The organism is Leptothrix cholodnii SP-6 (genome assembly GCF_000019785.1).
GTDB classification, from domain to species: Bacteria; Pseudomonadota; Gammaproteobacteria; order Burkholderiales; family Burkholderiaceae_C; genus Sphaerotilus; species Sphaerotilus cholodnii.
Window position 1 is genome coordinate 3,800,207 of the sequence record NC_010524.1, and the last position, 14,578, is coordinate 3,814,784.

Genomic DNA, 14,578 nt, shown 5'->3' on the forward strand with positions numbered 1-14,578 from the left:
CCACCAGTTGTCTCCTCCACCCTCCTCTAAAGGTGGATTAAACCCGGGGTTCATCCCCCGGGTTTTTTTTCGTCTGCCGCAGCGCGGTGCAGGCGTTCAGGGGCCGCCGAGGGGCTGACTTATGATCCTCCGCCCCCACCCGACCGCCTGCCGCCACCATGCCCACCGCGCGCCGCCCGCGAACCCCGGCCTCGAGCCCGGCCCCTCGCTCCGCCAAATCCACTGCCACGTCCGCCGCCCGGCAGGCGATCGCGATGCCCTATCTGCAGCGCATCCTGAACGCCAAGGTCTACGACGTCGCGCGCGAGACCGAACTCGAACTGGCACGCAGCCTGTCGACCCGGCTGGGCAACACGGTGCTGCTCAAGCGAGAGGACAACCAGCCGGTGTTCAGCTTCAAGCTGCGCGGCGCGTACAACAAGATGGTGAACCTGAGCGCCGAACAGCGCGCTCGCGGCGTGATCTGCGCCTCGGCCGGCAACCATGCCCAGGGCGTGGCACTGAGTGCGCGGCGCCTCGGCTGCCGGGCCGTGATCGTGATGCCGGTGACCACCCCGGCGCTCAAGGTCGACGCCGTGCGCACCCTCGGCGGCGAGGTGCTGCTGCATGGCGACAGCTACTCCGACGCCTACGACCAGGCGGTGAAAGTGGCCGCGGACCAGGGCCTGACGTTCGTGCACCCGTTCGACGACCCGGACGTGATCGCCGGCCAGGGCACCATCGGCATGGAGATCCTGCGCCAGCATCAGGGCCCGATCGACGCCGTGTTCGTCGCCATCGGCGGCGGCGGCCTGATCTCGGGCGTGGCGGCCTATCTGAAGTCGGTGCGGCCGGGAATCAAGGTGATCGGCGTGCAGACCACCGACTCGGACGCGATGGCGCGTTCGGTCGAAGCCGGCAAGCGGGTGCGCCTGACCGATGTCGGGCTGTTTTCCGATGGCACGGCGGTCAAGCAGGTCGGCAAGGAGACGTTCCGGCTGACGCGGGTGCTGGTCGACGAGTTCATCCGGGTCGACACCGACGCGATCTGCGCGGCCATGAAGGACGTCTTCCAGGACACCCGCTCGATCCTCGAGCCCGCCGGCGCGCTGGGCGTGGCGGCGGTCAAGCAGTACGTCGAGCGCACCGGCTGCCGCGACCAGACGCTGATCGCCATCACCTGCGGCGCCAACATGAACTTCGACCGGCTGCGCTTCGTCGCCGAGCGCGCCGAGATGGGTGAGGAGCGTGAAGCCCTGTTCGCCGTCACGATCCCCGAGGAGCGCGGTTCGTTCAAGCGTTTCTGCGAGCTGATCGGCCCGCGCAGCGTGACCGAGTTCAACTACCGCATCTCCGACGAGCAGAAGGCCCACCTCTTCGTCGGCCTGAGCACCCGCACGCACGGCGAATCGGCGCAGATCGGCGAGCTGTTCCGCGGCCAGGGCTTCGACGCGATCGACCTCAGCCACGACGAACTGGCCATCGATCACATCCGCCACCAGGTCGGCGGGCGCTCGGAGCTGGCGGCCAACGAACGGCTGTTCCGCTTCGAGTTCCCGGAGCGGCCGGGGGCGCTGATGCGCTTCCTGTCGAGCATGCACCCGGGCTGGAACATCAGCCTGTTCCACTACCGCAACCAGGGCGCCGACTACGGCCGCATCCTGGTGGGCATCCAGGTGCCCAAGGCGGATCGGTCCCGGTTCCGCCAATTTCTCGACACGCTCGCGTATCCCTGCATCGAAGAGACCGACAACCCGGTGTACCGTTTGTTTCTTCGCTGAACCAGACGGCTCGCAGCGCCGAGCCGACAACAACACATGTTCACCGACACCCCGCCATTGGTCGCTTCCACCGCCCGGCCCTCGCTGGAGCAGGCACTGCAACTCAAGCTGACACGTCGGGTGGCGCTGGCCGGCCGGATGGGTGAGCTCGAACCGCTGGCGGTACGCATCGGCCTGATCCAGAACGCCCTGCGGCCGCGCCTGCGCCAGCCGCAGCTGCTGGTCTTTGCGGGCGATCACGGGCTGGCGGTCGACGTGTCGTCGCCGAGCGGCCGCCGCACCGTCAGCGTGGTCGACGACGTGCTCAACGGCCGGGTGCCGTTGCCGGTGTTTGCACATCAGCAGGGCCTGACGCTCAACGTGGTCGACTGCGGCCTGACCACGCCGCTGCGGGTGCGCCCCGGCATCATGGCGCGCAAGATCGCCCACGGCACGCGCAACTGCCGCGTCACGCAGGCGATGTCGCTCGACCAGCTGCACGCGGCCATCCGCGCCGGCATGGAGATCGCCGACGCCCTGCCCGGCAACGTGCTGGGCTGCGCGGGGCTGGGCGTGGGGTCGATCGAGGCGGCCGCGCTGGTGATCTCGCGCATCACCGGCCTGTCGCTGCGCACCATCCTGCATGCCGGCGACAAGATGCCGTCGATGACGCTCGAACACCTGATGGTGGTGCTGCAGGGCGCCCAGACGCGTCACAGCCAGGTCGAGGATCCGGTCGAGGTGCTGGCCGCGTTCGGCGGCTTCGAGACCGCGATGATGGTCGGCGCGATGCTCAAGGCGGCCGAAAAACGCCACCTGATCATGATCGACGGCATCGCGGCCTGCGCCGCGTTGCTGGTCGCCAGCCACATCGCCGGGCCGGTGGCCGACTACTGCGTGTTCTGCCGCAGCACCGACCATGCCGGACTCGACGCGGTGCTGGCCGGCTTCCACGCCACGGCACTGCTCGCGCTGGGCATGGACAGCCTCGACGGCACCGGCATCACGGTCAGCTGGCCGCTGGTCGCCGCGGCTGCGGCGCTGTTGTCCGACGTGGCCGATGGCCCGGAGGCGCCACCCGCCAGCGAAGAACCGGCCGAAGCGGTGCTGACCGCCGCGGTGCGCGAGTTCATCAACCTGCCCAACCGCTGAACGGCGGCCCGCGCAGCGACGGGCCGACAGCAACCGGCGCGTCAGCGCGCCACGTCGACCGGCGCCGGGGACGGCTCAGCCGGCAGCCCTTGCGTGCCCGGCCGCTCGGCCATCGCGGGCGGTGGCGGGGGCGGCATGTTTTCCGGCAGCGCCCGCGCAGGTGGCGTCAGCACCGCGGTGGCACCCACGGCCAGGGGCATCGCCGTCGGCAGCTGACCGGTCGCGGCAGGCGCCGGCAACGGCAGTTCGAGCACCGCGACGGCCGGTGCGCCGGACGGCCCGATCTCGACGCGCCGGTTCGTCACGGTCTGCACCACCCAGTCGCCGTCGACCTGAGCGCCGACCTGGATCGTGCGGGCCGGCTGGCCGTCGATGCTCAGCACCACCCAGCCGCGCGCGTCGTCATCGGCACCGGCGACCACCCCGAGCAGGCGCATGCGGCTCGATGCCGTGGCCTGCATCGCGGGCGTGGCGCCGGCGGCCACCGGATTTGCAAACAAACGCAAGATCTCGCCACGGGTGGACTGGTCGGAAGCGACGGTCTGCACCCGCGCAGGCAACGGTTCGGGTCGTGCGCCCAGACGCAAAACCCAGAAAACGAGGCTGGCCGCGAGTGCGGCCCAGACCATCCATGCTGTCCAACGTGCTGCCATGATCCGACGATTATGATGGACAGCCCCACCCAGCTGGGTGTTTGCACGGTGTCCAACCGTTCCAACCGGACTTCCTGATGATGCGTCCCGAGCGTTTGAAATCCATGACCCGAGCCCTGCGCGCCAGCCGCGGCTTCACGCTGATCGAGCTGATGGTGGTGCTGGTGATCATCGGCGTGCTGGCCGCGCTGGTGGTGCCCAACGTGCTCGACCGCGCCGACGACGCCCGCGTGACCGCCGCCAAGACCGACATCAACAACCTGATGCAGGCACTCAAGCTCTACAAGCTCGACAACCAGCGCTACCCGACCAGCGAGCAGAACCTGCAGGCGCTGGTGGCCAGGCCGAGCGCCGGCCCGAACCCGCCCAACTGGAAGCCCTATCTCGAGAAGCTGCCCAACGACCCGTGGGGTCGGCCCTACCAGTACGCCAACCCGGGCGTGAAGGGCGAGATCGACGTGTTCAGTTTCGGCGCCGACGGCCAATCCGGAGGCGAAGGCAAGGATGCCGATCTGGGCTCGTGGCAATGATCCTCGGCGCAGCGCTCCAGGCGGCCACGCACCGCCGCGCGGCTTCACGCTGCTGGAACTGCTGATCGTCGTGGCCATCATCGCGCTGGCCAGCGCGGTGGTCTCGCTCGCGCTGCCCGACCCGGCCCACACCCGCCTCGAACACGAAGCCGCGCGCCTGGCCACGCTGCTCGAGGCCGGCCGCGCGCAATCGCGTGCGCTGGGCGTGCCGGTGGCCTGGGTGCCGGGGCCGGCGCCCGAACCGATCGGCGACGGCGGCGATCCGGCCGACTTCCACTTCGAAGGCCTGCCCGAGGGCAACGGCCTGCCTGTGCGCTGGCTGGCCGCACCCGGCGACACGCCGATCAGCGTGCAGCTGCCGGCACAGCTGCGCGGCTTGCCGCTCGGCCCGGAGCCCATCATCGGCGCGATGCGGCTGGTACTGCGGCTCGACCAGCAGCAGATCACGCTCGCCACCGACGGGCTCGGCCCCTTCCAGGTGATCAACGATGCGCCCGCGCCCTGAACCGGCCGCGTGCCGCCCTCTCGGCATGACGCTGATCGAGGTGCTGGTGGCGCTGGTGATCGTCGCCATCACGCTGGCGGCGGGCATCAAGGCCGCCGCGGCGCTGACGGCCAACACCCAGCGCCTGGCCGATACCCTGGCGGCGCAGTGGTGCGCTGACAACCAGCTCACCGAGCTGCGCCTGCAGCGCCAGTTCCCGCCGGTCGGCGACCTCGAATTCAGCTGCGAGCAGCTCGGCCAGAGCTACCGCGGCACGCTGGTGGTGCGGCCGACGCCGAACCCGAACTTCCGACGCGTCGATGCCCGCATCGCCGACGCCCAAGGCCGGCCGCTGCTGCAGCTGTCGACCATCCTGCCGCGCATCTGATCGAGCCGCGTGATCCCCATGCCCGCGCGCCGCCCCCCGTCCACGCCCCGTCCGATCCGGTCGGCACAGCGCGGCTTCACGCTGATCGAGGTGCTGGTCGCCCTGTTCATCCTGGCGCTGATGGCCGGCATGGCGTGGCAGGGTGTCGACATGGTGGTGCGCAGCCGCGAGAGCACGCAGACTCGCATGGACGCGCTGCTGCGCCTGCAGTCGACCGTGGCGCAGTGGGAGGCCGACCTGCAATCGTGCATCGACACCCAGCTGGTGCCGGGCCTGTCGTTCGACGGCGCCACCTTGCGGCTGACGCGGCGCCAGAACGAAGGCGTGCAGGTGATCGCCTGGACCGTGCGCGGCCAGCAGCTGCAGCGCTGGGCCGCGCCACCGGTGCGCCAGGCCGAGCTGCTGCAGGAGGCCTGGATGCGCAGCTACCAGCTGCTCGGCAACGAGCCCGGCAGCCTGACGATGCTCGAGCGCGTGTCGGGCTGGCAGCTGCACGTCTTCCATAACAGCAGCAACGCCTGGAGCAACGCCCAGTCCAGCGGCGACGTGGCCGCCAAGGCCGCCTCACCCGACCCGGCGACCGGCGACGCCACCGCCGTGGTCGCCACCGGCAACCGCGAGCAGCTGCCCGACGGCGTGCGCATGCTGCTGACCTTCGCCGAGGGCGGCTCGGCGGTCGGCACGCTGGTGCGCGACCTGCGGCTGGTGCACCCATGACAGCCGCTCGCACGAGGACGGCGCCGATGCACCGCCAGCGCGGCGCCGCGCTGCTGACCGCGATGATCATCGTCACGCTGATCGCCACGCTGGCCAGCGGCATGGTCTGGCAGCAGTGGCGCGCGGTGCAGGTCGAGGTGGCCGAGCGCGGCCAGGTGCAGGCGCAGTGGATCCTCAACGGCGCGCTCGACTGGGCCCGGCTGATCCTGCGCGAGGACGGCCGCACCAGCAACGTCGACCACCTCGGCGAACCCTGGGCGGTGCCGCTGGCCGAGTCGCGGCTGTCGACCTTCCTGGCCGCCGACCGCAACGCCAGCACCGACGACGCGCCCGACGCCTTCCTGTCGGGCACCATCCGCGACGCTCAGGCGCGCTACAACCTGCGCAACCTGGTGCGCGACGGCAAGGTCCAGCCGGTCGAACTACAGACGCTGCAGCGCCTGTGTGCGCTGGTCGGCGTGAGCGACAGCGTGGCGGTGCAGATCGGCGAGGCGCTGCGCCTGGCCTCGCCCGGCAACAGCGCCGACGTCGGCGCCGACACCGGCGACACCGGCCGATCGGGCGGCATCCCGGTGCTGCCGGCCAGCATCGACGACCTCGGCTGGCTCGGCCTGGACGCCATCAGCGTGCGGCGCCTGCAGCCCTTCGTGACCTGGCTGCCCGGCATCACGCCGGTCAACCTGAACACCGCGCCCAAGGAAGTGATCGCCGCAGTCGTCAGCTCGATCGACCTGGCCAGCGCCGAGCGGCTGGTGCAGTCGCGCCTGCGCAACCACCTGCGCCAGGTCGAGGACGCGCGCCCCCTGCTCGGCCCCGGCGCCGGGCTGGACAGCGCCCGCATGAGCGTGAACACCCGCTACTTCGAGGTCGATGGCAGCATGCGGCTCGAGCAGATGCTGGTCGCGCAACGTTCGCTGATCGAGCGCACGCCGCAGACCCGCGAAGTCCGGGTCTTGCGCAGCGTGCGCATCCGGCCGACCGCAACTGTTGGGACATCACTCCAGCAATGATTTGTAAGCCCATGATTCATCAAGAAATCTGAGCCCCGACACTTACAATCGAACCCGCCCGAACCGGTCATTCATGAGCCTGCTGATCGTCCAACTGCCACCACGCAACCGCCTGGGCGCCAACGCCGCCGGGAGCACTGCGCCTGCGCCGGCCGAACTGGCCTACGTGCTCAGCGCCGACGGCCAGAGCGTCGACGGCGAAGGCCGTTGCGCCGCGGCGCTGCTGCCGCGCGCCACCAGCCTGAGCGTGGTGATGGCCGGCGCCGACGTCAGCTTTCACCGCCTGCTGTACCCCAAGGCACCGGCCTCGCGGCTGCGCGCGGCGCTGCGCGGCGTGCTCGAAGAACGCCTGCTCGACGACCCCGACCTGGTGCACGTGGCGCTGGCGCCCGACGCCCACGCCGGCACCGAATGCTGGGTCGCGGTCACCGACCGGGCCTGGCTGGCCATCCAGATCGAGCTGATCGAGCGCACCGGCCGCGCGGTCGACCGCGTCATCTGCGCCGCCAGCCCCGCGGCCGAGGGCAGCGTCGGCGAACTCGACGTGCAGACCCTCGCCAGCGGCGTCGGCGAAGCCGGCAACGAACTGGCCGGCGTCACCTTCAGCAGCGCCGAGGGCGTCGCCTGCTGGCCCTGGGACACCCAGACCCGCCCCGGCGGCCTGGCCACCGCGCTGCTGCCCAGCCCGCTGCCGGCCGAACTGCGCTGCAGCGCCAGCCCGGCCTTCGTGCTGGCCACCGAGGCCTGGCTCGGCCGGCCGGTGGCGGTGCGCAGCCAGGCCCAGCGCCTGCTGGCCGCCGCACACGGCGGCTGGAACCTGCGCCAGTTCGATCTGGCCCCGCGCCACCGCGGCGCCACCCTGCTGCGCGATGCCTGGACGCAACTGCGCACGCCCGCGTGGCGGCCCGCGCGCTGGGGCCTGGTCGGCCTGCTGGCCGCGCAGCTGATCGGCCTGAACGCCTGGGCCTGGATGCAGCGCAGCGAACTGCAGGAGCGCCGCACCGCCATGACTAACCTGATGCGCAGCACCCATCCGCAGGTGCGCGCCATCCTCGACGCGCCACTGCAGATGCAGCGCGAGAACGAGGCCCTGCGCGCCGCCGCCGGCCGCGCCGGTGACACCGACCTCGAACCGATGCTGCAAGCCGCCGCCAGCGCCTGGCCCGACAACCTCGCGGTGCAGACGCTGCGCTACGAAAACGCCCAGCTCAGCCTCGGCGCCACGCAGCTCGGTGCCGAACAGATCGAGCGCCTGCGCAGCAGCCTGCAGCCGGCTGGCTGGCGGGTCGAAGGTGGCGCCGGCCTGCTGACGCTGCGCCGTGGCAGCGCACCCGCCGCCAACCCGGGCGGCCAGCCATGAGCCGCGCCCCCACCCTGCCGCCGGCCCTGCAGCAGGCCCGTGCCCAGCTGGCGCAGCGCTGGCAGGCGCTGGCGCCGCGCGAGCGCACCGGCGCCAGCCTGGCGATCGCCGCGCTGACGCTGCTGCTGGTCTGGAGCGTCGCCATCCAGCCGGCCCTCAGGACGCTGCGCACGGTGCCGGCCCAGCGCGCCGAACTCGATGCGCAACTGGCCCGGATGCAGGCGCTGGCACAAGAAGCGCGTGAGCTGCGCGCGTTGCCGCCGGTCGCGCCCGAACAATCCGAAAACGCCTTGCGTGGCGCCACCACGCGACTGGGCGCGGGCGCCCGGCTCAACCTGAGCGGCGATCGCGCCACCGTCACGCTCAACGCGGTCGATCCGGCCGCCCTGACCGCCTGGCTGGCCGAGGTGCGCAGCGCCGCCCGCGCCCGGGTGGTCGAACTGCAGCTCAACCGCAGCGGCGCGGGCTACAGCGGCACCGTGGTGCTGACCCTCGGTCGTCCGAGCTGATGCCATGAGCCGACTCGATGTCTTCACCCGACGCCGCAGCGCCACGCAGCCGCTGGCCCGGGGCTCGGCACTCAACACCGCCGGCCGCGGCTCGCGGCGGACGCGCCAGGCGCTCGACAACGGCTGGGCGATCGCTGCGGCGGCGAGCCGGCGCTGGGCGCTGTTCGGCGCCCTGTTCGGCGGCCTGCTGGCGTTGATCGTGTTCGCGCCGGCCAGCTGGCTGGCGCAGGCGGTGAGCACGGCCACCGGTGAACGGGTGCAGCTGGCCGATGCCCGCGGCACGGTCTGGAGCGGCGACGCGATCCTGGTCCTTAGCGCGGGTGTCGGCAGCCGCGACGCCCGCGCCCTGCCCGGCCGCATCGACTGGACGCTGCGCCCGCAGGCGAGCCTGGCCGGCCTGGGCCTGCAGCTCGGCCTGCGCCAGGACTGCTGCATCAACGGCCAGACCCGCATCGCCCTGCAGCCCGGCTGGGGCCGGCTGCGCGCCAGCGTCGCCAGCAGCGCCGTCGGCGCGGCGGCCGGAGCCGACGCCAGCTGGCTGGGCCAGTGGCCGGCCGCGCTGCTGACCGGCCTGGGCACGCCCTGGAACACCCTGCAACCCGGCGGCGCGCTGCGCCTGTCGACCCGGGACCTGGCCTTCGAGTGGGTCGCCGGACGTTTTGCCCTGACCGGCAGCGCCGGCCTCGAACTGCGCGATTTCTCGTCGCGCATCACCACGCTGCCGCGCCTGGGCAGCTACCGGGTGACGATCAGCGGCGACACGGCCCAGGCCGGCACCGCCCAGGTCGGCCTCAGCACGCTCGACGGCGCCCTGCAGCTCAGCGGCAGCGGCAGCTGGAGCGCCAGCGGCCTGCGCCTGCGCGGTGAAGCCACCGCCGCCGAAGCCGATCAGCCGGCGCTCGACAACCTGCTCAACATCATCGGGCGGCGCGACGGCGCGCGGTCCGTGCTCACGATCGGATGACCATGACGCAGCGCTCACGCCCCGAGGCGACCCGCCGCACGAAGCTCCACGCCTTGCAGCGATGCACCGCGTCCGTCCTGGCCTGTGCGCTGCTGGCCAGCGCGCTGCCGGTGGTGCAGGCCCAGCAGCCGGCAGCCAGCCAGGGCAGCCGCAAGGGCAAGGAAACAGTCACGATCAACTTCGTCAACGCCGAAGTCGAGGCGGTGTCGCGGGCGATGGCCACCATCGTGAACCGCCAGATCATCGTCGACCCGCGCGTCAAGGGCACGATGACGCTCTACAGCGAGCAGCCGCTGACGCAGCGCGAGGCCTTCCTGAACTACCTGGCGGCGCTGCGCGGCCTGGGCTTCGCGGTGGTCGACGTGGCCGGGCTGCTGAAGGTGGTGCCCGAGGCCGAGGCCAAGCTGCAGACCGGCACGGTGTCGGTCGGCTCGGTGCTGCGCAAGGGCGACCAGATCGTCACCCAGGTGTTCAAGGTCCAGCACGAGAACGTCAACAACCTGGTGACGGTGCTGCGCCCACTGATCACGCCCAACAACACCATCAACGCCAACCCGGGCAACAACAGCCTGGTGATCACCGACTACGCCGACAACCTGCAGCGGCTGGCCAAGATCATCGGCGCGCTGGACGTGCCGTCCAGCACCGGTGTCGAGGTGATCGCGCTGCAGCACGGCGTGGCGTCCGACCTGGCGCCGCTGGTGCAGCGTTTTGCCGACACCTCCGGCGTGACCGCGGCCGGTGCGGTGCCCAGTGCCGGCGCGGTGTCGGTGGTGGCCGATCCGCGCACCAACTCGCTGCTGGTGCGCGCGCCCAACGCGGCCCGGCTGGCCGCGGTGATGGCGGTGATCGACAAGCTCGACCGGCCCAGCGCCAACGGCGGGCCGGGCGGCAACATCTATGTCGTCTACCTGAAGAACGCCGACGCCACCAAGCTGGCGCAGGTGCTGCGCGCGGCCTATGGCGGCGCCGGTGGCGGCTCGAGCGGCGGCTCGGCGGCCACCGGTTCGCTCGCCAGCGCCGGCCAGGCCAATACCGCCGCGGGCGGCACGGCCACCGGCATGAGCTCGGTGCAGGCCACCACGCCGGTGGCGGCGTCGGCCAGCCCGTCGACCGGCGGTTTCATCCAGGCCGACCCGGCCACCAACTCGCTGATCATCAGCGCGCCCGAGCCGGTCTACCGCCAGCTGCGCGGCGTCATCGACCAGCTCGACGCACGCCGTGCGCAGGTCTACGTGGAGTCGATGATCGTCAAGATGGACGCCACCCAGGCGGCCGAATTCGGCTTCCAGTGGCAGGGCCTGCTGGGCCAGAGCGGCGACAGGTACGGGCTGGTCGCCGGCACCAACTTCGGCACCGGCGGCAACAACATCGTCAACCTGTCGGTGGGCGCGGCCACCGGCGCCGCGCTGCCCGGCGCGGGCCTGAACGTGGGCCTGCTGAAAGCCATCAACGGCGTCTACACGCTCGGCGCGCTGGCGCGTTTCCTCGAATCGAACACCGGCGCCAACGTGCTGTCGACGCCGAATCTGATCGCGCTCGACAACGAGGAGGCCAAGATCGTGATCGGCCAGAACGTGCCCTTCGTGACCGGCAGCTTCACCAACACCGGCACCAGCAACGGCTCGGCCAACCCGTTCCAGACCATCGAGCGCAAGGACGTCGGCCTGACCCTGCGCGTCAAGCCGCAGATCGGCGAAGGCGGCACGGTGCGCATGGTGATCTACCAGGAAAACTCCAGCGTGGTCGCCAACACCACCACCAACAGCGCCGGCCCGACCACCGACAAGAGCGCGATCGAGACCACCGTGGTGGTCGACGACGGCAGCATCATGGTGCTCGGCGGCCTGTTGAAGGACGACTACGGCAGCGGCGAAGACCGCGTGCCCGGCCTGGCCAGCATCCCGCTGATCGGCGGCCTGTTCCGCAGCGAGAACCGCAAGCGCACCAAGAGCAACCTGCTGGTGTTCCTGCGCCCGGTGGTGATGCGCAGCCAGCAGGACGCCAACGCGCTCACGCTCGACCGCTACGACGCCATCCGCGCCCAGCAGATGAACGAGCAGCCCAAGCCGTCGACGGTGCTGGGCATCAACGAGTCGCCGGTGCTGCCCGAGCGCAAGCCGGTGGCTGCGCCGCCCGCCGCGGTGCCATCGTCGAGGGCCGCACCGGCCCAGCAGGCGGCCCCCGCAGCCGTGCGCGCACCGACGGCCACCGAGGGGCCGCTCGCGCCGGTGGAATGGGGCACGCCGGCCTCCGGCCGCTGACCGACCGGACCGCCGCATGCGCCACCCGCTGCCCTACGCCTGGGCCAAGACCCAGCAGATCCTGCTCGAAGACGACAACGACCGGCTGGTGCTGTGGGCCGCCGCCGGCGTCAACCGCAGCGCGCTGGCCGAGGTGCAGCGCGTCTACGCCGTCGACGCGCTCGAGATCGAGGAGCCCGCCCGCCTGGCGCAGCGCCTGGCCGCGGCCTACGCGGGCGGCGAGTCGAGCGCCGCGGCCGTGGTCGGCGAGGTCGAGAGCGCCGTCGATCTGAGCCGCATCATGCAGGACCTGCCGGCGGTCGAAGACTTGCTGGAGGCCAGCAACGACGCGCCGATCATCCGCATGCTCAACGCGCTGCTGACGCAGGCCGCGAAAGACGGCGCCAGCGACATCCACATCGAGCCCTACGAGCGTTCGTCGGCGGTGCGTTTCCGCGTCGACGGCACGCTGCGCGAGGTGGTGCAGCCCAACCGCGCGCTGCACGCCGCGCTGATCAGCCGGCTGAAGATCATGGCCGAGCTCGACATCGCCGAAAAACGCCTGCCGCAGGACGGCCGCATCAGCCTGCGCATCGGCGGGCGGGCGATCGACGTGCGGGTCTCGACGCTGCCGGGCGTGCACGGTGAACGCGCGGTGCTGCGCCTCCTGGACAAGGGCGAGGCCAAGTTCTCGCTCGAAGGCCTGGGCATGGCCGGCGACACGCTGGCCCGCTTTCAGAAACTGCTGGCGCAGCCGCACGGCATCGTGCTCGTCACCGGCCCGACCGGCTCGGGCAAGACCACCACGCTCTACGCCGGGCTGGGCGAGGTAGACACCAGCACCACCAACATCCTGACGGTGGAAGACCCGGTCGAATACGAGCTGCCGGGCATCGGCCAGACCCAGGTCAACGCCAAGATCGACCTGACCTTCGCAAAAGCCCTGCGCGCGATCCTGCGGCAGGACCCGGACGTCATCATGATCGGCGAGATCCGCGACCACGAGACCGCGCAGATCGCCGTGCAGGCCTCGCTCACCGGCCACCTGGTGCTGGCCACGCTGCACACCAACGACGCGCCGAGCGCCGTCACCCGGCTGACCGACATGGGCATCGAGCCCTTCCTGCTCAGCTCCAGCCTGATCGGCGTGCTGGCGCAGCGGCTGGTGCGCAAGCTCTGCAACGACTGCAAGCGCCAGGACGAGCGCGGGCGCTGGCACCCGGTCGGCTGCACCGCCTGCGGCATGACCGGCTACCGCGGCCGCACCGGCATCTACGAACTGATGGTGGCCGACGACAAGCTGCGCGCGCTGATCCACAACCGCGCCGCCGAGTCGCAGATCTTCGTGGCCGCTGAACAAGGTGGCATGAAGACCATGCGCGAGGACGGCACCCGGCTGGTGGCGGACGGCATCACGTCCAGCGAAGAGCTGCTGCGGGTCACCCGAGAATGATGTGCCGCCAGGCTTGTGTCTTCGACCCTTCGCCACCCCCCGTGGGGGCTCAGCCCGCCTTGGGGCGGCCCGGCGGCGGGCTGGCCACACGCTGATCGACACCGATGCCAGCCTACAAGTTTGAAGCCCTCGACGCCGACGGCAAGACCCAGACCGGCCTGCTCGACGGCGACAACGCCAAGGCCGTGCGCTCGATGCTGCGTGCGCGCGCGCTGGTGCCGCTGGACGTGCAGGCGGTGGCGTCCGAACACACGTCGACCAGCGGCACGCGGCTGCTGAGCCGGCGGGTCTTCACGTCCACCACGCTGGCGATCTGGACCCGCCAGCTCGCCGGCCTGGTCGGAGCCGGGCTGCCGCTGGAGCGCGCGCTGACAGCGCTGGGCGACGAGGCCGAGGATCCCAAACAAGGCGAGCTGCTCGCCCACCTGCGCGCCGAGGTCAACGCCGGCTCGCCGTTCGCGCGGGCGCTGGCCAGCGCGCCACGCGAGTTCGACGACGTCTACCGCGCGGTGGTCGCGGCCGGCGAGCAGAGCGGCCAGCTCGGCCGGGTGCTCGACAAGCTGGCCGACGATCTGGAAGAACGCCAGGCGCTCAAGGGCAAGCTGATCGGCGCCACGCTGTATCCGGCGATCGTCTCGCTGGTGGCGATCGTGATCGTGGTGTTCCTCGTCACCTACGTGGTGCCGCAGGTGGCGCAGGTGTTTGCCGGCGGCAAGCGCGCGCTGCCCTTCCTGACGATGGCGATGCTGGCGATCAGCGATTTCCTGCGCACCTGGGGCTGGCTGCTGCTGCTGGCGCTGGCCGGCGCGGTGGCGATGCTGAGCCTGGCGCGCCGCAACCCCGCCACCCGCGAGCGGCTCGACGCCGCCTTCCTGACGCTGCCGCTGATCGGCAAGCTCGCGCGCGGCTACAACGCGGCGCGTTTTGCCGGCACGCTGGCGATGCTGGCCGGCTCGGGCGTGCCGATCCTGAAAGCCTTGCAGGCCGCGGCCGAGACGCTCTCGAACCGCGCCATGCGCGCCGACGCGCTCGACGCGCTGGCGCAGGTGCGTGAAGGCGCGCCGCTGGCGTCGGCGCTGGCGGCCAAGAAACGGTTTCCCGGCCTGCTGCAGATGTTCGCCCGCCTGGGCGAGCAGACCGGCGAGCTGCCGCTGATGCTGCAACGCGCCGCCACCCAGCTCAGCGCCGAGGTGCAGCGCCGCGCCATGCAGACCGCCACCATCCTGGAGCCGCTGCTGATCGTGGTGATGGGCGCGGCGGTGATGCTGATCGTGCTGGCGGTGCTGATGCCGATCATCCAGCTCAATACCTGGGTGAAGTGACACCCGCCCGGCCGCTCGAAGGCCGACCGGCCCGGCCTTGACCGGGCCGGCCGG

At 71.5% G+C, this 14,578-nt stretch carries 14 protein-coding genes; 13 read left to right on the forward strand and 1 reads right to left on the reverse strand.

The genetic code is table 11. The features are described 5' to 3' along the window. Positions 1–254: 254 nt before the first annotated feature. Together ilvA and LCHO_RS17035 are read left to right on the forward strand one after the other, a co-directional pair. Positions 255–1,760, forward strand: coding sequence for a threonine ammonia-lyase, biosynthetic (gene ilvA, locus LCHO_RS17030; protein WP_012348421.1), 1,506 nt, complete (start codon positions 255–257; stop codon positions 1,758–1,760). 36 nt (positions 1,761–1,796) lie between these two features. After that, entirely contained in the window at positions 1,797–2,891 is a 1,095-nt protein-coding gene (locus LCHO_RS17035; protein WP_012348422.1) for a nicotinate-nucleotide--dimethylbenzimidazole phosphoribosyltransferase, read from the forward strand. 41 nt (positions 2,892–2,932) lie between these two features. On the opposite strand, the gene LCHO_RS17040 is transcribed toward LCHO_RS17035, so the two are convergent. Continuing rightward, the gene (locus LCHO_RS17040) at positions 2,933–3,544 is read right to left on the reverse strand and encodes a type II secretion system protein N (RefSeq protein WP_083772767.1); all 612 of its coding nucleotides are present in this window, start codon (positions 3,542–3,544) and stop codon (positions 2,933–2,935) included. Between the two features lie 77 nt (positions 3,545–3,621). On the opposite strand from LCHO_RS17040, the gene gspG reads away from it, so the two are divergent. The 11 genes from gspG (at position 3,622) to gspF (ending at position 14,524) form a co-directional block, all read left to right on the forward strand. Continuing rightward, positions 3,622–4,074 (forward strand): type II secretion system major pseudopilin GspG, encoded by a 453-nt coding sequence (gspG, locus tag LCHO_RS17045; protein ID WP_012348424.1) that lies wholly within the window; start codon positions 3,622–3,624, stop codon positions 4,072–4,074. After that, positions 4,049–4,579, forward strand: coding sequence for a pilus assembly FimT family protein (locus LCHO_RS17050; protein ID WP_012348425.1), 531 nt, complete (start codon positions 4,049–4,051; stop codon positions 4,577–4,579). The genes gspG and LCHO_RS17050 overlap by 26 nt, the downstream gene beginning before the upstream one ends. 25 nt (positions 4,580–4,604) lie before the next feature. Continuing rightward, positions 4,605–4,946 carry a type II secretion system minor pseudopilin GspI gene (gene gspI, locus LCHO_RS17055; RefSeq protein ID WP_012348426.1) on the forward strand — a complete coding sequence of 114 codons (342 nt, stop codon included), beginning with the start codon at positions 4,605–4,607 and terminating at the stop codon, positions 4,944–4,946. Positions 4,947–4,964: 18 nt separating this feature from the next. Continuing rightward, positions 4,965–5,663, forward strand: a complete 699-nt coding sequence (locus tag LCHO_RS17060; protein WP_012348427.1) for a PulJ/GspJ family protein — start codon at positions 4,965–4,967, stop codon at positions 5,661–5,663. A gap of 26 nt (positions 5,664–5,689) precedes the next feature. Then, positions 5,690–6,673: a type II secretion system minor pseudopilin GspK gene (gene gspK / locus LCHO_RS17065; RefSeq protein ID WP_012348428.1), complete on the forward strand. Its 984-nt coding sequence runs from the start codon at positions 5,690–5,692 to the stop codon at positions 6,671–6,673. Positions 6,674–6,746: 73 nt separating this feature from the next. Next, complete coding sequence (gene gspL, locus LCHO_RS17070) at positions 6,747–8,033, forward strand: type II secretion system protein GspL (RefSeq protein WP_012348429.1); 1,287 nt, start codon at positions 6,747–6,749, stop codon at positions 8,031–8,033. Beyond that, entirely contained in the window at positions 8,030–8,542 is a 513-nt protein-coding gene (gspM, locus tag LCHO_RS17075) for a type II secretion system protein GspM (RefSeq protein WP_012348430.1), read from the forward strand. Before gspL ends, gspM begins: the two co-directional genes overlap by 4 nt. 4 nt (positions 8,543–8,546) lie before the next feature. Continuing rightward, the gene (gspN, locus tag LCHO_RS17080; protein WP_012348431.1) at positions 8,547–9,506 is read left to right on the forward strand and encodes a type II secretion system protein N; all 960 of its coding nucleotides are present in this window, start codon (positions 8,547–8,549) and stop codon (positions 9,504–9,506) included. A gap of 2 nt (positions 9,507–9,508) precedes the next feature. Then, complete coding sequence (gene gspD / locus LCHO_RS17085; protein ID WP_012348432.1) at positions 9,509–11,770, forward strand: type II secretion system secretin GspD; 2,262 nt, start codon at positions 9,509–9,511, stop codon at positions 11,768–11,770. 16 nt (positions 11,771–11,786) lie between these two features. After that, positions 11,787–13,202: a type II secretion system ATPase GspE gene (gene gspE / locus LCHO_RS17090; protein WP_012348433.1), complete on the forward strand. Its 1,416-nt coding sequence runs from the start codon at positions 11,787–11,789 to the stop codon at positions 13,200–13,202. Positions 13,203–13,306: 104 nt separating this feature from the next. Then, a complete protein-coding gene (gene gspF / locus LCHO_RS17095; protein ID WP_012348434.1) occupies positions 13,307–14,524 on the forward strand; it encodes a type II secretion system inner membrane protein GspF in 1,218 nt (405 codons plus the stop codon). Positions 14,525–14,578: the final 54 nt, after the last annotated feature.